Origin of the sequence: Pseudomonas sp. D(2018), assembly GCF_005502555.1 — a bacterium.
Taxonomy (GTDB): Bacteria; Pseudomonadota; Gammaproteobacteria; order Pseudomonadales; family Pseudomonadaceae; genus Metapseudomonas; species Metapseudomonas resinovorans.
On record NZ_SCOK01000018.1, the window covers coordinates 32,538 to 52,858 of the forward strand.

The following is a 20,321-nucleotide window of genomic DNA, read 5'->3' on the forward strand; positions in this document are numbered from 1 at the left end:
GCACACGCTCGCAGGCGAACCCGCGTCACTCGTACATTATGCCGATTGTGCATGACCCAGCGAATAACAGCATTGGCCGAAAAACAGCTAGAAGCCTAGATTATTGGGCATCGCGGCACTGGCCGTGTTCCCCCAGAGATGAATCGCATCATGTCCTCCGCTGCATCCTTCCGCATCGAAAAAGACCTGCTCGGCACCCTCGAAGTTTCTTCCGACGCCTACTACGGCATCCAGACCCTGCGTGCGGTCCACAACTTCCGCCTGTCCGGTGTGCCGCTGTCGCACTACCCGAAGCTGGTCGTCGCCCTGGCCATGGTCAAGCAGGCCGCTGCCGATGCCAACAAGGAACTCGGTCACCTCAGCGCCGAAAAGCACGCGGCCATCAGCGAAGCCTGTGCTCGCCTGATCCGCGGTGACTTCCACGACCAGTTCGTGGTGGACATGATCCAGGGTGGTGCCGGTACCTCCACCAACATGAACGCCAACGAGGTGATCGCCAACATCGCCCTCGAAGCCATGGGCAAGCAGAAGGGTGAGTACAAGTACCTGCACCCGAACAACGACGTGAACATGGCGCAGTCGACCAACGACGCTTACCCCACCGCCATTCGCCTCGGTCTGCTGCTGGGCCACGACGCCCTGCTGGCGAGCCTCGATAGCCTGATCCAGTCCTTCGCCGCCAAGGGTGAGGAGTTCTCCCACGTACTGAAGATGGGCCGCACCCAGCTGCAAGACGCGGTGCCCATGACCCTGGGCCAGGAATTCCGCGCCTTCGCCACCACCCTGGGTGAAGACCTCGACCGCCTGCGCCGCCTGGCGCCGGAGCTGCTGACCGAGGTGAACCTGGGCGGCACCGCCATCGGCACCGGCATCAACGCCGACCCGCGCTACCAGGCCCTGGCCGTCCAGCGCCTCGCCGCCATCAGCGGCCAGCCGGTCGTACCGGCCGCCGACCTGATCGAAGCCACCTCCGACATGGGCGCCTTCGTACTGTTCTCCGGCATGCTCAAGCGCACCGCAGTCAAGCTGTCGAAGATCTGCAACGACCTGCGCCTGCTCTCCAGTGGCCCGCGTACCGGCATCAACGAAATCAACCTGCCGCCGCGCCAGCCGGGCAGCTCGATCATGCCAGGCAAGGTCAACCCGGTAATCCCGGAAGCGGTGAACCAGGTGGCCTTCGAAGTCATCGGCAACGACCTGGCCCTGACCCTGGCAGCCGAAGGCGGCCAACTGCAGCTGAACGTGATGGAACCGCTGATCGCCTACAAGATCTTCGACTCGATCCGCCTGCTGCAACGCGCCATGGACATGCTGCGTGAGCATTGCATCAATGGCATCACCGCCAACGAAGAGCATTGCCGCCGCCTGATGGAAAACTCCATCGGCCTGATCACCGCGCTGAACCCGTACATCGGCTACGAGAACGCCACCCGCATCGCCAAGCAGGCCCTGGAAACCGGCCGCGGCGTGCTGGAACTGGTGCGTGAGGAGAAGCTGCTGGACGAATCCATGCTGGCCGACATCCTCCGCCCGGAAAACATGATCGCCCCGCGCCTTGTGCCGCTGAAGGCCTGATCAGGCAAACGAACTCACCAGGAGGGGCCTCGCCCCTTCATCCTTCGAGGATGGCGCCAGCCATCCTTTTTTTTGCCTGTGGAAAAGTGTCCCGAAGCCCCACCGTAGGATGGGTAGAGCGGAGCGAAACCCATCGTCCAGATCGATGGGTTTCGCTCCACCCATCCTACGCAGCAATATCCGGGCTACAGACACCACGCCCTGCGCAACATGCGGATGGCCTCGGCGATCTGCGCTTCCGGTACGGCGGCGAAGCCCAGCACCAGCCCCGCGCGGTTATCCACAGGCTCGGAACTGGTCTCCAACCAATATTCGCTAAGCCCGTTCATCTCCACTCCGACTGCACGAGCGGCGTCCACCAGCTGGCGTTCGCGTGCCAGGCTGTCCACCCGCACGCAGAGGTGCAGACCGGCATCCACCGATGGCATGGGCGCGCAGCCGGGAATCGCCTCCGGCCAGTCGCGCAACAGGGCATCACGGCGGGCGCGGGCGGCCAGGCGCATGCGCCGGACATGGCGCTGGAAGTGGCCGGCGGCGATGAACTCCGCCATCACCGCCTGGGTGCCGATCTCTGAATGGCGCATGTCCAGCGCGCGGCGCTGGGCGAAAGATTCGGCCAGCGCCGGTGGCAGCACCATGTAGCCCAGGCGCAGCGCCGGAAAGGTGATCTTGCAGAAGGTGCCGACGTAGATCACCCGCCCCTGCCGGTCCAACGAAGCCAGGGGCGCCAGCGGGGTTCCGCTGTAGCGGTACTCGCCGTCGTAGTCGTCTTCGACTATCCAGCCATCACGGCGCTCGGCCCACTCCAGCAGTTCCAGCCGCCGCGCCAGCGACAGGGTCACGCCCGTGGGGTACTGGTGCGAGGGCGTGACATACACCAGCCGGCAGTCTTCCACCTGCGCCAGCGCGGTGCTGTCCAGGCCATCGTTATCCACAGGCACGCCGCACAACTCGGCCCCCGCCACGGCAAAAGCATGGCCGGCGGCACGATAACCGGGATTCTCGATGGCCACCCGGTCGCCGGGCTGCACCAGCAACTGGGCGCACAGGCTGATGGCCTGCTGGGCACCACAGGTGATCACCACTTGCGCCGGGTCGCAGGACAGCCCGCGACTGCTGCGCAGGTAGGCGGCCACCAGCTCGCGCAGCGCCCAGTCCCCCGCGGGATCGCCATAGCCCAGGCGCGCCGGCGAGGGCTTGCGCCAGAAGCGCGCCTGCAGCCGCGCCCAGGTTTCGAAAGGGAACAGGTCGAAGGCCGGCACGCCGATACGGAACGCCCGTGGTGCGCCCGTCACCGGCGGCGGCAGATGGTGGCTCTGCAACCGCTGCAACGCCGGCCCCGGCTCTGGACCGGCCGGCGGCTGGGGCACGGGCCGCGCTGTGGATAACTCCGCCACATAGGTGCCGTCGCCCACCCGCCCTTCCACGTAGCCCTCGGCGTAGAGCTGGTCGAAGGCACGGGTCACGGTATTGCGCGAGATGCCCAGCAGCGCCGCCAGATCGCGGGTGGCCGGCAAGCGTGTGCGGCTGCCCAGGCGACCATCGAGAATGCGCTCGCGCAGGGCCTGGTAGAGCTGCCGCGACAGCCCCTGGCCGGGGTCGAGGCGGATACCGGAAAGGTCGACGGGAAGCGGTGGCGTGGCAGGCATGTTTCGCCCCCTGATTGGCTCTATCAAACTGGAAGGAAATGGCTCTTACAACAGGCCAATATCCTGCCTAGCATGAAGCCATTCCGCCAGGAGAAGTCTTCATGTACGTCCCTTCATCCTTCCGCCAGAACGACCTCACCCAACTCCATGACCAGATGCGGGCCACTGGCCTCGCCGTGCTCACCAGCTCGGGCAGCCAGGGCCTGCAAGCCAGCCACCTGCCCCTGCTGCTGGAGCCCGGTGAAGGGGAGTTCGGCACCCTCTACGGTCACTTCGCCCGCGCCAACCCGCACTGGCGCGACCTTGCCGAAGGCGCGGAAACGCTGGTGGTGTTCGCCGGCCCGGATGCTTACGTCACCCCTGGCTGGTACCCGGCCAAGGCCGAGCACGGCAAGGTGGTACCCACCTGGAACTACATCGCCGTGCATGCCTGGGGCCAGGCCGAGGTGTTCGACGACCCCGAGCGCCTGCTGCGTCTGGTGAGCCGTCTGAGTGACCGCCACGAAGCCGGCCGCCCGCAGCCCTGGGCGGTGGATGAAGCCCCGCGCGAGTACCTCGACAGCATGCTCCGCGCCATTGTCGGCTTCGCCCTGCCGATCCGTCGTCTGGAGGGCAAATGGAAGCTCGGCCAGAACCGCCCGGCCGCCGACCAGGCCGGGGTGCGCGAAGGCCTGGCCGCATCGAGCAACCCGCGCGACCGCGAACTGGCCGCGCGCATGACCGCTATCGACTGATCCACTAGAGGAAGGAACCCATGTCCGCATCGCTTGAAATCCGCCCGGTCAGCGCCGCCGACCACGCCGTCTGGCTGCCGCTCTGGCAGGGCTACCAGCGCTTCTACAAGACCGAGATCGCCGCCGAAACCACCGCCGTTACCTGGCAGCGCTTCCTTGACCCGGCCGAACCGATGCACGCGGCACTGGCCTGGCAGGACGGCAAGGTCGTGGGCCTGGTCCAATTCATCTACCACCGTAGTTGCTGGACCACCGGCGACTACTGCTACCTGCAGGACCTGTACGTAGCCGAAGGCCTGCGCGGCAGCGGCATTGGCCGCCAACTGATCGAACACGTTTATGCACAGGCCCGCGCCGCCGGCGCCTCGCGGGTGCATTGGCTGACCCACGAAACCAACACGGACGCCATGCAGCTCTACGACCGCATCGCCGACCGTTCCGGCTTCGTCCAGTACCGCAAGATCCTCTGACCGGAGAGCGCCATGACCACTCAAGACCTGAGCCACTGGCAGCCCCGCCCTGCCCCCGCCCACACCCCGCTGCCGGGCCGCTTCGTGCGCCTGGAGGCGCTGGACATCGCGCGCCACGGCGATGACCTCTGGGAAGCCTTGCAAGGGCCTGACCCAGCGCTCTGGGACTACCTGCCCTACGGCCCCTTTGCCAGCCGCGAGCCCTTCGATGCCTGGCTGGTGGGCAATGCCGAGAGCCGCGACCCGCTCTTCTACACGGTGATAGACCTCGCCAGCGGTCGCGCGCTCGGCATCCTCAGCTACCTGCGCATCGCCCCGAAGGACGGTGCCATCGAGATCGGCCACATCGCTTTCGGCAAGGCCATGCAGCGTACGCCGGGCTCGACAGAGGCCGTCTGGCTGCTGGCCCGGCATGCCTTTGACGACCTCGGCTACCGCCGCCTGGAATGGAAGTGCAACGCCAACAACGCCCGCTCCATGCGCGCCGCCGAGCGCCTGGGTTTCAGCTATGAAGGGCTGTTCCGCCAGCACATGATCGTCAAGGGCCAGAACCGTGACACCGCCTGGTTTTCCATCATCGACGGCGACTGGCCGACGTGCCGCGAGGCCTTCGAGCGCTGGCTGGCTGTGGATAACTTCGATAGCGAGGGGCGCCAGCGCCAATCGCTGGAAGAGCTCAGGAGCTAGGCCAGTCCCAAGGGTGGATAGCGCTTTTCTATCCACCGGCGCAGTCCATCCGAACCCCGATGGTGGACCGGTGGAGCGTGGCCCACCCTACAAAAGCGGCTCCAGTGCGCTCGGCGCACCCTGCCACTATCGTCACTCGATTTCGAACAACCCGTTCTTGAGCGGCGCCACATCCAGGCGCTGGCGCACGTCGTCGTCGATGCGCGGGTCGTCAGGGCGGTAGAGCTTCACCTGACGGTAGGCGGCGACGCGGTTGATTTCCGGGCCCAGGTATTCCCAGACCACGCGGGTGCAGGCCGGATTACGACGGTCGCCACTGGAGACGCCGGTCTTCAGGCCATTGAGGCGGGTGATGCGGCTCTTGTAGCTGGGGATGAGGATGGTCTGGCTCATCTCGTTCAGGGTGAGCGACTCGTAATCCATCAGGAACAGCCGGTCTTGCAACTGGAAGGCCGCGCCCAGGTAACGGCAGCGCACCCAATCTTCGGCCTGCACGTCGACACTGCCGACGCGCTCCTGGCGTTCCTGGCGCTCGAAGAGGAAGTTGCCGTCGTCTTCCCACAGGCGCACCAGGGAGAGCAGGACAGTGCCAGGCACCGACATGCAGTTGGAGTATTCGAAGTAGAAACCGCAGTAGCGCGACAGGTTGCCGGACTGCTCGCGCAGAGGGGCGAGCAGTTCCATCAGCGGGTCGGAGCGCCCGTCACCCGCCTGGCCGACCGGGCGTGTGCCCAGCAATCGGGAGAACTGCTCCGGCGGCAGGCCCAGTTCGTAGTCCTCAACGCCGAAGAAATCGCAGATGCGCTTGAGGTTGTAGGCAGTCGGCCGGCTCTGGCCGTTGAGGTACTTGTTGAACTGCGCCCGATTGATGCCCAGCTTGCGGCAAACCTCCGCAATAGAGCGGTAGTGGCTGCACAGAAGTTTCAAATTGTTGCCGAGATACTCTGCCATGCTGCCGCCCAAGTGGATGCGAGTGGCGCGATTATAGCGTCAAGTCGCGCCAATTAGGTGCAACCTGCGAAATTGCCCCGTGCCTTTCCTTGCACAAACATGCGCAACCCTCCCAGCAAAGCGGCGCTCCCGTCCTGGCCGCTGTGCTGATTGCCAACAACAACAACTGGATCAGGTGAATCGCCATGCTCGATTTCCTCAATGACCTCCTCTGGAGCAAATTGCTGATCGTAGTCCTCGTCGGACTCGGTCTTTTCTTCTCCGTCAGCTCCCGTTTCGTCCAGTTCCGCTACTTCAGCGACATGTTCCGCATCTTCGGCCAGGCGCTGCAGCGCAAGGAAGGCCAGTTGAGCGGCTTCCAGGCTCTGATGCTGTCGGTTGCCGGCCGCGTGGGCGCAGGCAACATCGCCGGTGTCGCGGTCGCCATCATGCTCGGCGGCCCGGGCGCGGTGTTCTGGATGTGGGTCGTGGCGCTGCTGGGCATGGCGACCAGCTACTTCGAGTGCTCCCTGGCCCAGCTCTACAAGCGTCGCGAAGCCGATGGCACCTACCGTGGCGGCCCGGCCTTCTACATCCTGCATGGCCTCGGCCAGCGCTGGCTGGCGGTGATCTTCTCGATCCTGCTGCTGGTGACCTTCGGCTTCGGTTTCAACGCCGTGCAGTCCTTCACCGTGGCCACCTCGCTGCATGACACCTTCGGTCTGCCGACCTGGATCAGCGGAGTCGCCCTGGTGGGTGTTATCGGCCTGATCGTATTCGGTGGCATCAAGCGCATCGCCGCCATGGCTGACGTCCTCGTGCCGATCATGGCGGGTACCTACATCCTGATGGCGCTGGTGGTAATCGGCATGAACTTCACCGAAGTGCCGGCGACCCTGGCCCTGATCGTGAAGAGTGCCTTTGGCCTGGAGCCTGCCTTTGCCGGCGGCGTGGGCGCGGCCATCCTGATGGGTGTGAAGCGCGGTCTGTTCTCCAACGAAGCGGGCCTGGGCAGCGCGCCCAACGTAGCCGCCGTAGCCGAGGTCAAGCACCCGGCCGCCCAAGGCATCGTGCAGTCCCTCAGCGTGTTCATCGACACCCTGCTGGTGTGCACCAGCACTGCACTGATCATCCTGCTCTCCGGCGTGTATCAGCCGGGCAGCGAGATGGCCGGCGTCGTGCTGACGCAAACCGCCCTGGCGGCGGAAGTCGGCGAGTGGGGCCGCATCTTCGTGAGCGTGGCGCTGCTGCTCTTCGTGTTCACCACCCTGGTGTACAACTACTACCTGGGTGAGAACGCCCTGAGCTTCTTCAGCACCAAGCGCATCCTGCTCCAGGCCTACCGCGTGCTGGTCATGGCCCTGGTGCTGTGGGGTTCCATGCAGGACCTGTCCACCGTGTTCGGCTTCGCCGACGTGACCATGGGTCTGCTGGCCCTGGTGAACCTGGTGGCCATCGCCCTGCTGTTCAAGATCGGCATGCGCCTGATGCACGACTACGACGCCCAGATTAAGGCCGGCGTGGAAGAGCCAGTGTTCGACGCCAGCAAGTTCGCCGACCTGGACATCGACCATGACGCCTGGAACAAAAAGGCGGAGACCTCCAGTACCGAAGCGGCAGGCAAACTGGCTCAGAGCCACCGCTGATTCGCTGTACCGGCAAGACCTGGTGCCGCTCCTCCGCTGACGCGGGGAGCGGCACTGTCGTATCTGCACCCTGATATTCCGAGTTATCCAGACCCATGAATGCTGTGAAGAACCTCTTCGTGCTTTACACCGGCGGCACCATCGGCATGCTGCAGACTCCCGAAGGCCTGGCCCCGGCCAGCGGCTTCGAAGCTCGCATGCGCGAGCAGCTGGACGGCCAGGGAACGGCAATGGAGTGGCACTTCAAGGAAATGCTGCCGCTGATCGACAGCGCCAACATGCGCCAGGCCAACTGGCTGGCCATGCGCGACGCGATTGTCGAGGCGGTGGATCGTGGCCACGATGGCGTGCTGCTGTTGCACGGCACCGACACCCTGGCCTACAGCGCGGCGGCCCTTGGCTTCCTGCTGCTCGGCCTGTCGGTACCGGTGGTACTGACTGGCGCCATGCTGCCGGCCGGCAGCGAAGGCAGCGATGCCTGGCCGAACCTGCTGGGCGCCATCAACGCGCTGCAGGCGGGAGTCGCCCCCGGCGTGCACCTCTTCTTCAATGGCGAACTGCTGCATGGCGCCCGCACCAGCAAGTTGCGCTCGGAGGCCTTCGACGCCTTCGCCGAGCTGCCGCGCCCGCGTGGCGGCAAGCACGCCGACTCCATTCCAGCCGGCGTCGATTACCGCACCCCGCGCCAGCCGGTGAACCTCGCGGTGCTACCGCTGTTCCCCGGCCTTGCGGCCAGCCATGTGGACGCGTTGCTCGGCAGCGGTGTGCAAGGCCTGGTGCTGGAATGCTACGGCAGCGGTACCGGTCCGTCGGACGACAAGGCCCTGCTGGACGTCCTGCGTGCCGCCCACCAGCGCGGAGTCGTGCTGGCCGCCACCAGCCAGTGCCCGGCCGGGCATGTGCAGGCGGGTGTCTACGCCGCCGGCAGCCAACTGCTGGCCACCGGCCTGGTACCTGCCGGCGGCATGACCCGCGAGGCGGCGCTGGGCAAGCTGTTCGCCCTGCTCGGTGCAGGCTTGCGGCAGGAAGAGGTGGAGCGGTGGTTTGCCGTGGACCTGTGCGGGGAAATGGCGGACTGAGCACAGGGCGGGAAGTGCTCAGTTGAACCTCGATGGTGGACCGATGAAGCGTGGTCCACCCTACGAAATCCTGCCCGAAACAGCGGATTCGCCGTCGGGTGGATGGCACTCTTCCATCCACCAACTCCGTCTGATGGGTTTCGCTTCGCTCAACCACATCCTACGCAGGGGTCGAGTGCAGCGCTGGAACGAAGGTGCATAGGGAGGACTCAGGCCACTTCGCCGCGGATGTACTGCTCCAGGTGCAGGATCAGGTCGTCCTGTTCGGCCATGGCCTCTTTCACCAGGTCGCCGATAGACAGCAGGCCGACCAACTCGCCGCCCTCCACCACCGGGAGGTGGCGCATGTGCTGGTCGGTCATCAGCGACATGCATTCGCGGATGCTCTGCTTCGGCGTCACCGTCAGTACCGGTTCGGTCATGAACTCGCGCACCACCGTCGCCACGGATGAGCGCCCTTGCAGCACGCCTTTGCGCGCATAGTCACGCTCACTGACGATACCCACCAGGCGCCGCCCTTCGATCACCGGCAGGGCGCCGATGTTCTGCCCGGCCATCAACCGCAGTGCCTCGAGCATCGGTGCGTCGGCATCGATGGTGTGAACGCTCTGTTGCGGCTTGGCGCGGAGCATCTGTGCGACGGTTTTCATGGTGGGGTCTCCTCTGCTGGCGTCGACTGGAAGGCCAGAGTGCGCGCGACCATGCAGCCAGCGCCAAGAAGCGATTTGCATGGCGGTGATTGAAAAATTCATTGAGCCGGCGAACCGCTGAACTCGCCTGCATCCACCCCCCCATGAAAATAGGCACCTTGCGGCTTCCCCACGGGACTATCGCAGGAGCAATGGGCTGACTGCCCTTGCAGGGCAGCCCATGTGGACCTACCGTTGAATTTGCTGTCCTTCGGCATGCCTTTGTGGGTTGTGAGCGAAAGCTCTGAGCAAGAAGTACTCCTGGAAGATCCCCAGTGAGGGAGGAGTCCGGGGCCGTGTGTGGTTCATGACTGGGCAACGAAGTGATTTCGTACTCTTGAACAGGAGGAGAATCATGATTGCCAAGAACGTCTTGACGGCCCTGGCGACCCTCGCCGTCGCCGCTGGCCTGCAGTGGGTATCGACGCCGACTTATGCCACCGAGCAGGCCGATCAACGCCAAGAATCGCGAGATACGAAGCAGGAGGGGCGCGACGCTGCAAGGGAAACGAAGGAAGAGTGCAAGGAGGGAGATGAAGCGAGCCGTGCAGAGTGCCGCCAGGACAAGCGCGACACCAAGCAGGAGACACGCGACACCGCTCGGGACATCAAGCAGCAATAGCCCGAGCAGCCCCCCGGTCTCTGCCAAAGTCCCCAAACGACTCCACCTTTCCAGCGGCCGGGTGCTTGCCGGCCGCGCCACAGGAGCGCGGCCTGGATAAGGGTCAGGCTACTGCGCCCTCTGTGGCCAAAGTGCCACGCGCCTGACCCAACTTACCGCCCAACTTCAATCCTGCTCACTGGCAATCAACCGGTACAGCAACGAACCGATCAGCGCACCGGCAATCGGTGCCAGCCAGAACAGCCACAGTTGGCTGACCGCCCAATCTCCGACGTAGAGCGCTACCGCCGTACTGCGCGCCGGGTTGACGGAAGTATTGGTCACAGGGATCGAGATCAGGTGAATCAGCGCCAGGCTGAAGCCAATGGCCAAGGGCGCAAATCCGGCCGGAGCCCGCTTGGATGTAGAGCCGAGAATGATCAGCAGGAAGAACGCCGTCATCACGACTTCGCAGATGGCCGCCGCAGTCAGCGAATAGCCGCCGGGGGAGTGCTCGGCATAACCGTTGGAGGCGAAGCCGGCCGACAGATCGAAACCAGCCTTGCCGGAGGCGATCAGATAAAGCACGCCGCCAGCCGCCAGGCCACCCAGCACTTGGGACACGATGTAGGGCAGCAACTTGGCCAACGGCAGACGGCCGCCAGCCCAGAGCCCGACCGAAACCGCCGGATTGAAATGCCCTCCGGAGATATGCCCCACCGCGTAGGCCATGGTCACCACCGTCAGGCCAAAGGCCAGCGACACACCCAGCAAACCAATCCCCAGCTCTGGAAAGGCGGCCGCCAGCACCGCGCTGCCACAGCCGCCCAACACCAACCAGAAGGTACCCAGAAACTCGGCTCCACATGCTTTCATATGCTGATTTCCTTTCAGGAAAACCAGACCGGCTGTCTGGCTCGACAGCATGCAGTGTAGGCGGCACATCAAGCTGCGCCCGGATCAGCGGCTCGCACCCGGCATCTTGCCTCAATAAAAAAGGGAGCCTTGCGGCTCCCTAGGGGACTCTCTTCAGAGCAATCAGGCGATTTCGATCAGGACTTCATCCGGGTTCACCCGGTCGCCCTTGGCAACGTGGACGGCCTTGACGGTGCCGTCGATGGGCGCCTGGACCTCGGTTTCCATCTTCATCGCCTCGGTGATCAGCACGGCCTGACCGGCTTTCACCTGATCGCCTTCCTTCACCAGCACGTCGACGATGTTGCCCGGCATAGTGGTGCTGACATCGCCCGGGGCGCTGGCGCTCTTGCGCTTGCTGCCGCTGCCTGCGACGAACTCGTTGAGCGGCTCGAATACCACTTCTTCCGGCATGCCATCGATGGACAGGTAGAAGTGACGTTTGCCGTCGCTCTTCACACCCACACCGGTAATGTCGACGCGGTAGCTCTCACCGTGCACGTCCACCACGAACTCGGTCGGTACGCCTTCGCCGCCGACCGGAGCTGCGCGCTGGCCATTGGGGATGGGCAGCAGCTCTTCAGGTTTCAGGGTGCCGGCTGCACGCTCTTCGAGGAACTTGCGGCCGATGTCGGGGAACATGGCATAGGTCAGCACGTCCTCTTCGGACTTGGCCAGGCTGCCGATGTCGGCGCGCAGCTTGTCCAGCTCAGGCTTGATCAGGTCGGCCGGACGCACGTCGATGACTTCTTCGTTGCCGATGGCCTGGCGGCGCAGTTGCTCGTTGATCTCGCCCGGCGCCTTGCCATAGCGGCCCTGCAGGTAGAGCTTCACCTCGTTGGTGATGGTCTTGTAGCGCTCACCGGCCAGCACGTTGAAGAAGGCCTGGGTGCCGACGATCTGCGAAGTCGGGGTCACCAGGGGCGGGAAGCCGAGGTCGGCGCGCACGCGCGGGATCTCTTCCAGCACTTCGGCCATGCGGTTGAGCGCGCCCTGCTCTTTCAGCTGGTTGGCCAGGTTGGAAATCATCCCACCCGGCACCTGGTTGACCTGCACGCGGGTATCCACGCCGGTGAATTCGCTCTCGAACTGGTGGTACTTCTTGCGCACGGCGTGGAAGTACATGCCGATTTCCTGGATCAGCTCAAGATCCAGGCCGGTGTCGTACGGGGTGTTGCGCAGAGCGGCGACCATGGACTCGGTGCCCGGGTGGCTGGTGCCCCAGGCCATGCTGGAGATGGCGGTGTCGATGCGGTCGGCGCCATTCTCGACGGCCTTCAGCTGGCACATGCTGGCCACGCCGGCGGTGTCGTGGGAGTGCACCACGATTTCCAGCGGCAGCGCATCCTTAAGGGCCTTCACCAGGTCACCGGTGGCGTACGGGGTCAGCAGGCCGGCCATGTCCTTGATGGCGATGGAGTCGACGCCCATGGCAGCCATGGTCTTGGCCTGATTCACGAAGGCGTCGATGGTGTGCACCGGACTGGTGGTGTACGCGATGGTGCCTTGGGCGTGCTTGCCGGCCGCCTTCACCGCTTCGATGGAGACGCGCAAGTTACGCACGTCGTTCATCGCGTCGAAGATGCGGAACACATCGATGCCGTTGACCGCGGCCTTGGCGACGAAGGCGCGTACCACGTCGTCACCGTAGTGGCGGTAGCCCAGCAGGTTCTGGCCGCGCAGGAGCATCTGCAGGCGGGTGTTGGGCAGGGCAGCCTTGAGCTTGCGCAGGCGCTCCCACGGGTCTTCCTTGAGGAAGCGTACGCAGGCGTCGAAGGTGGCGCCGCCCCAGACTTCCAGCGACCAGTAGCCGACCTTGTCGAGCTTGTCGCAGATCGGAAGCATGTCTTCGGTGCGCATGCGGGTGGCCAGCAGGGACTGGTGCGCATCGCGCAGGATGGTATCGGTGATGGAGATCTTCTTGCTCATGTTCTGAATCCTTCCCCTACAGGCCGGCGTGGGCGGCGATGGCGGTGGCGATGGCGATAGCCAGGTGCGACGGGTTGCGCTTGATCGAGTACTGGGTCAGCTCCGGATGGCTCTCGACGAAACTGGTGTTGAACTCGGCGCTGCGGAACTCGGGATTGCGCAGGATTTCCTGGTAGTAGGGCGCGGTGGTCCGCACACCCTGCACGCGCATGTCATCGAGGGCGCGCAGGCCGCGGTCCAGGGCCTCTTCCCAGGTCAGTGCCCAGACGATCAGCTTCAGGCACATGGAGTCGTAGTACGGCGGAATGGTGTAGCCGGTGTAGATCGCGGTGTCGGTGCGCACGCCGGGGCCGCCGGGGGCGTAGTAGCGGGTGATCTTGCCGAAGGACGGCAGGAAGTTGTTCTTCGGGTCCTCGGCATTGATGCGGAACTGCAGGGCGAAGCCGCGATGGATGATGTCGTCCTGCTTGACCGAGAGCTCCTGGCCCGAGGCAATGCGAATCTGCTCGCGGACGATGTCGATGCCGGTGATTTCCTCGGTGATGGTGTGTTCCACCTGCACGCGGGTGTTCATCTCCATGAAGTACACCTCGCCCTCGGCGAGCAGGAACTCCACGGTGCCGGCGTTCTCGTAGCCCACGGCCTTGGCCGCCCGCACCGAGAGGTCACCGATGTAGGCGCGCTGCTCGGGGGTGAGCTGCGGGCTGGGGGCGATCTCGATGAGCTTCTGGTTGCGGCGCTGGATCGAGCAGTCGCGCTCGAACAGGTGCACGGTGTTGCCGAAGGAGTCGGCCAGGATCTGCGCTTCGATGTGCTTCGGGTTGACGATGCACTTTTCGAGGAAGACTTCCGCCGAGCCGAAGGCCTTGGTGGCTTCGGAAATCACGCGCGGGTAGGCCTGTTCCAGCTCCTCGCGGCTGTTGCAGCGACGGATACCACGACCGCCACCACCGGAGGTGGCCTTGAGCATCACCGGGTAGCCGATGCGCTCGGCTTCACGCAGCGCTTCGGCGAGGTCGGCGACGTTGCCTTCGGTGCCGGGGGTGACCGGCACGCCGGCCTTGATCATGCTGCGGCGGGCTTCGGTCTTGTCGCCCATGCGGCGGATCACTTCGGCGCTCGGGCCGATGAACTTGATCCCGCGCTCGGCGCAGATGTCCGCCAGCTCGGCGTTTTCAGAGAGGAAGCCGTAGCCCGGGTGCAGGGCATCGCAGCCGGTCTCGACCGCCAGGTTCACCAGCTTGCGCGGGTTCAGGTACCCGGCCAGCGGGTCGTCACCAATGCTGTGGGCTTCGTCGGCACGTTTGACGTGCAGGGCGTGCCGGTCGGCATCGGAGTAGATGGCCACCGAGCGGATGCCCATTTCGGCGCAAGCGCGCACGATGCGGACGGCAATCTCACCACGGTTGGCGATCAGGATTTTCTTGATCACGAGCTTTCCCTCGACCAAGTGAACAGGCGAACGGCTGGGCCGGTCGTTGGGTGACCGCAGATCGTGTAGCGGTCGCGTCATTACCCTACGCCGCGAGCGGGAATAACCCCAATCAATAATTATTGGGGTATCCATTAGGTTGAGCTTATAGTCAGCAACCCTGCCCACCCCTCGAGGCCAAAATCGATGCGCAAGACCCTGCTGCGTATGACGCTGCGCCAGCTCCAGGTGTTCCGTGCCGTGTATGAAAGCCGCTCCTACAGCCGTGCGGCCGAGGAAATGGCACTGACTCAACCGGCCGTCAGCCTGCAGATCCGCCAGCTCGAAGAACTGGTGGGCCAGCCGCTGTTCGAGTACGTCGGCAAGAAGCTCTACGTGACCGACGCCGCCGAAGCGCTGATGCGCGCCAGCAGCGACATCTTCCAGCGCCTGGCCAGCCTCGACATGCAGCTCTCTGATCTGCAGGGCTCCCTGCAGGGCCAGTTGAACCTGGCGGTGGAATCGAGCGCCAAGTATTTCGTGCCGCACCTGTTCGCCGCCTTCCGCGAGCAGCATCCGGACGTCAGCCTGCACCTGGTGGTGACCAACCGCGCCCAGGTGATCAAGCGGCTCTCGGACAACCGCGACGATCTGGTGATCATGTCCCTGGTACCCCAGGACATGGCGCTGGAGTTCCTGCCCTTCCTGAACAACCCGATCGTTGCGGTGGCGCCGCCCGACCACCCGCTGTGCAACGCCGCCAAACTGACGCTGAAGGACCTGGAGCCCTACACCCTGCTGGTGCGAGAGGCCGGCTCAGGCACGCGCAAGGCCTGCGAGGAATACTTCCAGCAAAAGCGCGCGCACTTCGCCCAGACCATGGAAGTGGCCTCGCTGGATGCACAGAAGGAATGTGTGGTGGCCGACCTTGGCATCGCCCTGATCCCACGCCACGCAGTGAGCCTGGAACTGGCGACAGGGCTCTTGCGAGAGCTGCCGGTGGAGGAGTTGCCGCTCTATCGGAGCTGGTGCGCGGTACACGCCAAGGGCAAGCGGCTGTCGCCGGTCGCCCAGGCGTTTCTAGGCTTTATCCGCGAAGAACGCGCACAGATCAGCGCGCTTTCCCACCGCTTTTCCGGCGCACTGCCTTTGACGACAACAGGTAGTTAACGGCGATCAGCTCGGGGTAGGGGTAGTCCGAGCATTCCATCTGCAGGCGGCGCTGCTCGCAGCGGTCTTCGATTGCGCGACGGAATTGCATACGCCGCTGGTCCTCCAGTTTGCGCCGGGTCTTGCTGTCCAGATGGGCGGAATCATCGTGAAAGCGTTGCATGGCATCTCTCCCTGGGTGGGGTTCGGAAGCAGGCTGGTAGGCGCAGGATCACCCGCACCTGTGACGCTTTCGCGAAGGCTCGGTGAATCTGTGGTGAAGCAGAGATTTCAGGCTATCAGGCTGATAGCTGGACAGACCGGCACGAGCCGACTTTGCTCAGCTGTGTGCAGGTCATGCCGCTGGAGGACGCCATGAGCAATGCCGTCGAGTTCTTCCAACGCTTTCCGATCCAACGGGTGCGCGCCAGCATCCTTGATGACGTATTGGCCAGCGAACGCCAACGGCTGGTGCTGCTCTACCTCTGGCAGGACGACTGCCCGCTCTGCGATGTCGCCAAGCACGACCTGCTGCGCACCCAGGAGCGCTGCCAGTGGCCGCAGGTACGCTGGCTGCACGACGAAGTGGAAGAAGACCCGGCGCTGGCCCTGCGCTTCGGCCTGCACGGCGTGCCGACCTTTATCGCGCTGTACCACGGCCGGCCGCTGGGACGGATTACCAGTTGGCCGGGCAGCGGGCCCTTCATCGAAGCCATCGAGCGGTTGCTGGTACGCCAGGGGCTGGCTTGATTGGCTGCGCGTCGGAAGCCGTCGACTCGCTTGATCAGGTCCCGACTCAGTCCTCGGCGCTCTTCACCGATTTAGGCGATAGACGCAGGCTGCGCAGGCTTCGCTTCACACTCTTGAGGTGGTTGACCAGGGTCGGGCCACGGGCCATGGCGACGCCCATGGCGAGTACGTCGATCACCACCAGGTGGGCGATACGCGACGTCAGCGGGGTGTAGATTTCGGTGTCTTCCTGCACGTCAATGGCGAGGTTCACCGTGGCCAGGTCAGCCAGCGGGGTCTGGCTCGGGCAGAGGGTGATCAGCGTGGCGCCGGCTTCACGCACCAGGTTGGCGGTGATCAGCAGGTCCTTGGAGCGGCCCGACTGGGAGATGCAGATGGCCACGTCCGATGGCTTCAGGGTGACCGCCGACATCGCCTGCATATGCGGATCGGAGTAGGCCGCCGCCGTGAGCAGCAGGCGGAAGAACTTGTGCTGGGCATCGGCCGCCACCGCACCGGAAGCGCCGAAGCCGTAGAACTCCACGCGCTGCGCCTGGGCACAGGCGGCGATGGCACGCTGGAGGGCTTCCGGGTCGAGCTTCTCGCGGACTTCTATCAGGGTGTGCAGGGTGGTGTCGAAGATCTTCAGGCTGAAGTCGGCGACCGAGTCCTCTTCGTGAATGGCAAACTGGCCGAAGCTGGCACCAGCGGCCAGGCTCTGCGCCAGTTTCAGCTTCAGATCCTGGAAGCCGCCGCAGCCGATGGCCCGGCAGAAGCGCACGATGGTAGGTTCGCTGACCCCGACCCCCTGGGCCAGGTCGGCCATGGAGCTGTGCATGACCGCGGCGGGATCGAGCAGGACGTGGTCGGCGACTTTCAGTTCCGACTTGCGCAGCAGATGCCGCGACTGAGCGATATGTTGCAGCAGATTCACAGGGCAGGCTCTGTCTGGAATGGGGGTTTTGCCGGTTTCTTCCGTCATGCAACGGGCCTCGACTCGGTTATGATCGGCTGAACCAGGCTGTAGTGATCGTGTAGTTATACTACATGAGCCGCTTTTCCGCCCAGTTGAACGACCCTTTATCCGCGTGCAAGGAAGGGAGAGCGCATCCTTGACCAGCTCCTGCGACATGCTCGTCTTCGGCGGTACCGGCGATCTCGCGCTGCACAAACTGCTTCCGGCCCTCTATCACCTGCATCGCGAAGGGCGCCTGCATCCGCAGATGCGCATCCTCGCCCTGGCCCGCAACGCCCTTGACCGTGACGGCTACCGCGCCCTGGCCGAACGCCGTTGCCGTGCCCAGGTAGCCCGCGCCGACTTCACCACCGAGGCCTGGCGGGGCTTCTCCGAGCGTCTGGACTACTTCGCCATGGATGTATCCCAGAGCGCCGACTTCGGCCGCCTGGCCCGCTACCTCGGGCCTGACCCCGGCTGCGGGCGGGTGTACTACCTCGCTACCGCCCCCGACCTGTTCGAGGACGTCGCCGCACACCTGGCTGTCGCCCAGTTGGCTACCCCGCAATCGCGCATCGTGCTGGAGAAACCCATCGGCCACTCGCTGGAGTCGGCCAAGGCGATCAACGCCGCCATCGGCAAGGTGTTCGACGAATCCCAGGTGTTCCGCATCGACCACTACCTGGGCAAGGAAACCGTGCAGAACCTCATGGCCCTGCGCTTCGCCAACGGCCTGTTCGAGCCGATCTGGCGTGCCGGGCACATCGATCATGTGCAGATCAGCGTCTGCGAGACCCTCGGCGTGGAGAACCGCGGCGCCTACTACGACCGCTCCGGGGCCATGCGCGACATGGTGCAGAACCACCTGCTGCAACTGCTCTGCCTGGTGGCGATGGAGGCGCCGGTGCGCTTCGACGCCGAAGCGGTACGCAACGAGAAGGTGAAAATCCTCGAAGCGCTGAAACCCATCTCCGGGCAGGACGTGCGCGACAAGACCGTGCGCGGCCAGTACAGCGCCGGCAAGATCGGCGGCCAGGAAGTGCCGGCCTACTACTTCGAGAAGAACGTCGACAACGACAGCGACACCGAAACCTTCGTCGCCATGCAGGCGGAGATCGACAACTGGCGTTGGGCCGGCGTGCCTTTCTACCTGCGCACCGGCAAGCGCCTGGCGCGCAAGTACTCTGAGATCGTCATCCAGTTCAAGCCGGTGCCCCACCGCCTGTTCGCCGATGGCGAGGCCAACCGTCTGCTGATTCGCCTGCAGCCGGAAGAGCGCATCAGCCTGCAACTGATGGCCAAGTCGCCTGGCAAGGGCATGAACCTGGAGCCCGTGGAGCTGGACCTGAACCTGGCCAAGGCCTTCAGCCACCAGCGTCGCTGGGACGCCTACGAGCGCCTGTTGCTGGATGTGATCGAGGGTGATTCGACGCTGTTCATGCGCCGCGACGAGGTGGAAGCCGCCTGGAGCTGGGTCGACCCCATCCTCGAAGGCTGGCACGAGTACTACCAGAGCCCGCGCCCCTACCCCGCCGGCTCCACCGGGCCGGAACAGGCCCACAGCCTGCTGGAACTGCACGGCCGGCAGTGGCACGACTGACACGCGCGGCTGGCGAATAGAAAAGCGCTGTCCACCCTTCGCTCGGCCAGCATCCGCTGCGGTGGAAATCCACCGGGCGGATATCCACCGCGGCGGCACCGGCGCATTGCTCTGGAGCAATAAAGCGCCCTCGCCCCCTCCCTAGAATCGCGCGTCCATCGCCCACACACCGCGAGCCGCGCCATGCACAGCCCCGAACTGCTCTCCCCCGCCGGTACCCTCAAGGCCATGCGTCATGCCTTCGCCTATGGCGCCGATGCCGTGTATGCCGGCCAGCCGCGCTACAGCCTGCGGGTGCGCAACAACGAGTTCGACCACACCCACCTGGCCCTCGGTATTGCGGAAGCCCACGCGGCTGGCAAGCGCTTCTACGTGGTGGTGAACATCGCCCCGCACAACGCCAAATTACGAACCTTCCTCAAAGACCTGGAGCCCGTGATCGCCATGGGACCGGATGCGCTGATCATGTCCGATCCTGGCCTGATCATGCTGGTTCGCGAGCATTTCCCGCAGATGCCCATCCACCTCTCGGTGCAAGCCAATGCGGTGAACTGGGCCAGCGTAAAGTTCTGGCAGCAGCAGGGGCTGAGTCGGGTGATCCTGTCCCGCGAACTGTCCCTGGAGGAAATCGGCGAAATCCGCCAGCAGGTGCCCGGCATGGAACTGGAAGTCTTCGTCCACGGCGCCCTGTGCATGGCCTATTCGGGCCGCTGCCTGCTGTCCGGCTACCTCAATCATCGCGACCCCAACCAGGGCACCTGCACCAACGCCTGCCGCTGGCAGTACAACGCCCAACCAGCGCGCGAAGATGAGCTGGGCCAGGTAGTGCCGACCCTCGGCTGCGGCGCGAGCAGCGACCGGGTGTTCCTGCTGGAAGAAGCCAATCGCCCCGGCGAGCTGATGTCCGCCTGGGAGGATGAGCACGGCACCTACATCATGAATTCCAAGGACCTGCGCGCGGTGCATCACGTCGAGCGGCTGCTGCAGATGGGTGTGCACTCGTTGAAGATCGAGGGCCGCACCAAATCGCACTTCTATGTGGCGCGTACCGCCCAGGCCTACCGCAAGGCCATCGATGACGCCGTTGCCGGCCGCCCCTTCGGCCGCGCCCTGATGGACGACCTCGAGTCCCTGGCCAACCGCGGCTACACCGAGGGTTTCCTGCGCCGCCACGTACACGACGAGTACCAGAACTACGAACACGGCTACTCCCTGGCCGAGCGCCAGCAGTTCGTGGGCGAGCTGACCGGGGTGGTTCGCCAGGGCCTGGCGGAAGTACGGGTGAAGAATCACTTCGCGGTCGGCGACCGCCTGCAACTGATGACCCCACAGGGCAACCTGGATTTCCGCCTGGAAGCGCTGGAGAACCGCTTCGGCGAGCGCAAGGCCGTAGCACCGGGGGACGGCCACACGCTGTACGTGCCGCTGCCTGCGGACCTGCCCCTGGAGAACGCCCTGCTGCTGCGCTGGTTCAGCAGCGGCAACAGCCGTACCACTGCAAGCGCCTGACTCAGGCGCAGGCCCGAGGGTGGTCCACGCGTCAACGGTCCGCCATCGCGGTTCCGCCTGACTC

At 64.7% G+C, this 20,321-nt stretch carries 19 protein-coding genes; 11 read left to right on the forward strand and 8 right to left on the reverse strand.

The window, feature by feature from the left end:
* The first annotated feature begins 150 nt into the window (after positions 1-150).
* Positions 151-1,575 (forward strand): aspartate ammonia-lyase, encoded by a 1,425-nt coding sequence (aspA, locus tag FFS60_RS13715; RefSeq protein ID WP_137822279.1) that lies wholly within the window; start codon positions 151-153, stop codon positions 1,573-1,575.
* Positions 1,576-1,760: 185 nt separating this feature from the next.
* Here the strand turns inward: aspA and FFS60_RS13720 are convergent, their stop codons facing one another.
* Positions 1,761-3,224, reverse strand: coding sequence for a PLP-dependent aminotransferase family protein (locus tag FFS60_RS13720; protein WP_137822280.1), 1,464 nt, complete (start codon positions 3,222-3,224; stop codon positions 1,761-1,763).
* 101 nt (positions 3,225-3,325) lie between these two features.
* On the opposite strand from FFS60_RS13720, the gene FFS60_RS13725 reads away from it, so the two are divergent.
* The 3 genes from FFS60_RS13725 to FFS60_RS13735 are packed head-to-tail and all read left to right on the forward strand — an operon-like array spanning position 3,326 to position 5,115.
* Positions 3,326-3,958 carry an FMN-binding negative transcriptional regulator gene (locus FFS60_RS13725; protein WP_137822281.1) on the forward strand — a complete coding sequence of 211 codons (633 nt, stop codon included), beginning with the start codon at positions 3,326-3,328 and terminating at the stop codon, positions 3,956-3,958.
* Positions 3,959-3,978: 20 nt separating this feature from the next.
* Positions 3,979-4,428 (forward strand): GNAT family N-acetyltransferase, encoded by a 450-nt coding sequence (locus tag FFS60_RS13730; RefSeq protein ID WP_137822282.1) that lies wholly within the window; start codon positions 3,979-3,981, stop codon positions 4,426-4,428.
* A gap of 12 nt (positions 4,429-4,440) precedes the next feature.
* Positions 4,441-5,115: a GNAT family N-acetyltransferase gene (locus FFS60_RS13735; RefSeq protein ID WP_137822283.1), complete on the forward strand. Its 675-nt coding sequence runs from the start codon at positions 4,441-4,443 to the stop codon at positions 5,113-5,115.
* Between the two features lie 132 nt (positions 5,116-5,247).
* On the opposite strand, the gene FFS60_RS13740 is transcribed toward FFS60_RS13735, so the two are convergent.
* Complete coding sequence (locus FFS60_RS13740; RefSeq protein ID WP_028626953.1) at positions 5,248-6,066, reverse strand: helix-turn-helix transcriptional regulator; 819 nt, start codon at positions 6,064-6,066, stop codon at positions 5,248-5,250.
* 185 nt (positions 6,067-6,251) lie between these two features.
* Here FFS60_RS13740 and FFS60_RS13745 point away from each other — a divergent pair, with 185 nt between their 5' ends.
* Positions 6,252-7,691 (forward strand): sodium:alanine symporter family protein, encoded by a 1,440-nt coding sequence (locus tag FFS60_RS13745; RefSeq protein WP_028626954.1) that lies wholly within the window; start codon positions 6,252-6,254, stop codon positions 7,689-7,691.
* 95 nt (positions 7,692-7,786) lie between these two features.
* Positions 7,787-8,770 (forward strand): asparaginase, encoded by a 984-nt coding sequence (locus FFS60_RS13750; protein WP_137822284.1) that lies wholly within the window; start codon positions 7,787-7,789, stop codon positions 8,768-8,770.
* 209 nt (positions 8,771-8,979) lie between these two features.
* On the opposite strand, the gene FFS60_RS13755 is transcribed toward FFS60_RS13750, so the two are convergent.
* Positions 8,980-9,420 carry a CBS domain-containing protein gene (locus tag FFS60_RS13755; protein WP_028626956.1) on the reverse strand — a complete coding sequence of 147 codons (441 nt, stop codon included), beginning with the start codon at positions 9,418-9,420 and terminating at the stop codon, positions 8,980-8,982.
* A gap of 394 nt (positions 9,421-9,814) precedes the next feature.
* On the opposite strand from FFS60_RS13755, the gene FFS60_RS13760 reads away from it, so the two are divergent.
* On the forward strand, positions 9,815-10,081 hold the full coding sequence (locus FFS60_RS13760; protein ID WP_137822285.1) for a hypothetical protein: 267 nt from the start codon (positions 9,815-9,817) through the stop codon (positions 10,079-10,081).
* Positions 10,082-10,246: 165 nt separating this feature from the next.
* Here the strand turns inward: FFS60_RS13760 and aqpZ are convergent, their stop codons facing one another.
* The 3 genes from aqpZ to FFS60_RS13775 form a co-directional block, all read right to left on the reverse strand.
* Positions 10,247-10,936: an aquaporin Z gene (gene aqpZ / locus FFS60_RS13765; RefSeq protein WP_028626958.1), complete on the reverse strand. Its 690-nt coding sequence runs from the start codon at positions 10,934-10,936 to the stop codon at positions 10,247-10,249.
* Positions 10,937-11,098: 162 nt separating this feature from the next.
* Positions 11,099-12,904 carry a sodium-extruding oxaloacetate decarboxylase subunit alpha gene (gene oadA, locus FFS60_RS13770; protein ID WP_137822286.1) on the reverse strand — a complete coding sequence of 602 codons (1,806 nt, stop codon included), beginning with the start codon at positions 12,902-12,904 and terminating at the stop codon, positions 11,099-11,101.
* A 16-nt stretch (positions 12,905-12,920) separates the two neighbouring features.
* Complete coding sequence (locus tag FFS60_RS13775; RefSeq protein WP_028626960.1) at positions 12,921-14,336, reverse strand: acetyl-CoA carboxylase biotin carboxylase subunit; 1,416 nt, start codon at positions 14,334-14,336, stop codon at positions 12,921-12,923.
* Between the two features lie 201 nt (positions 14,337-14,537).
* On the opposite strand from FFS60_RS13775, the gene FFS60_RS13780 reads away from it, so the two are divergent.
* A complete protein-coding gene (locus FFS60_RS13780) occupies positions 14,538-15,485 on the forward strand; it encodes a LysR family transcriptional regulator (RefSeq protein ID WP_162144802.1) in 948 nt (315 codons plus the stop codon).
* On the opposite strand, the gene FFS60_RS13785 is transcribed toward FFS60_RS13780, so the two are convergent.
* Complete coding sequence (locus FFS60_RS13785) at positions 15,427-15,648, reverse strand: PA3496 family putative envelope integrity protein (RefSeq protein ID WP_081667902.1); 222 nt, start codon at positions 15,646-15,648, stop codon at positions 15,427-15,429. The genes FFS60_RS13780 and FFS60_RS13785 overlap by 59 nt on opposite strands.
* A gap of 191 nt (positions 15,649-15,839) precedes the next feature.
* Here FFS60_RS13785 and FFS60_RS13790 point away from each other — a divergent pair, with 191 nt between their 5' ends.
* Positions 15,840-16,214: a co-chaperone YbbN gene (locus FFS60_RS13790; protein WP_028626962.1), complete on the forward strand. Its 375-nt coding sequence runs from the start codon at positions 15,840-15,842 to the stop codon at positions 16,212-16,214.
* Positions 16,215-16,260: 46 nt separating this feature from the next.
* Here the strand turns inward: FFS60_RS13790 and hexR are convergent, their stop codons facing one another.
* Entirely contained in the window at positions 16,261-17,127 is an 867-nt protein-coding gene (gene hexR / locus FFS60_RS13795; protein WP_028626963.1) for a transcriptional regulator HexR, read from the reverse strand.
* 196 nt (positions 17,128-17,323) lie between these two features.
* Between hexR and zwf the strand changes: the two genes are divergently transcribed.
* Together zwf and yegQ are read left to right on the forward strand one after the other, a co-directional pair.
* Positions 17,324-18,748, forward strand: coding sequence for a glucose-6-phosphate dehydrogenase (gene zwf / locus FFS60_RS13800; RefSeq protein WP_218570596.1), 1,425 nt, complete (start codon positions 17,324-17,326; stop codon positions 18,746-18,748).
* A gap of 183 nt (positions 18,749-18,931) precedes the next feature.
* Positions 18,932-20,257 (forward strand): tRNA 5-hydroxyuridine modification protein YegQ, encoded by a 1,326-nt coding sequence (gene yegQ / locus FFS60_RS13805; RefSeq protein WP_137822287.1) that lies wholly within the window; start codon positions 18,932-18,934, stop codon positions 20,255-20,257.
* The last annotated feature ends 64 nt before the right edge of the window (positions 20,258-20,321 follow it).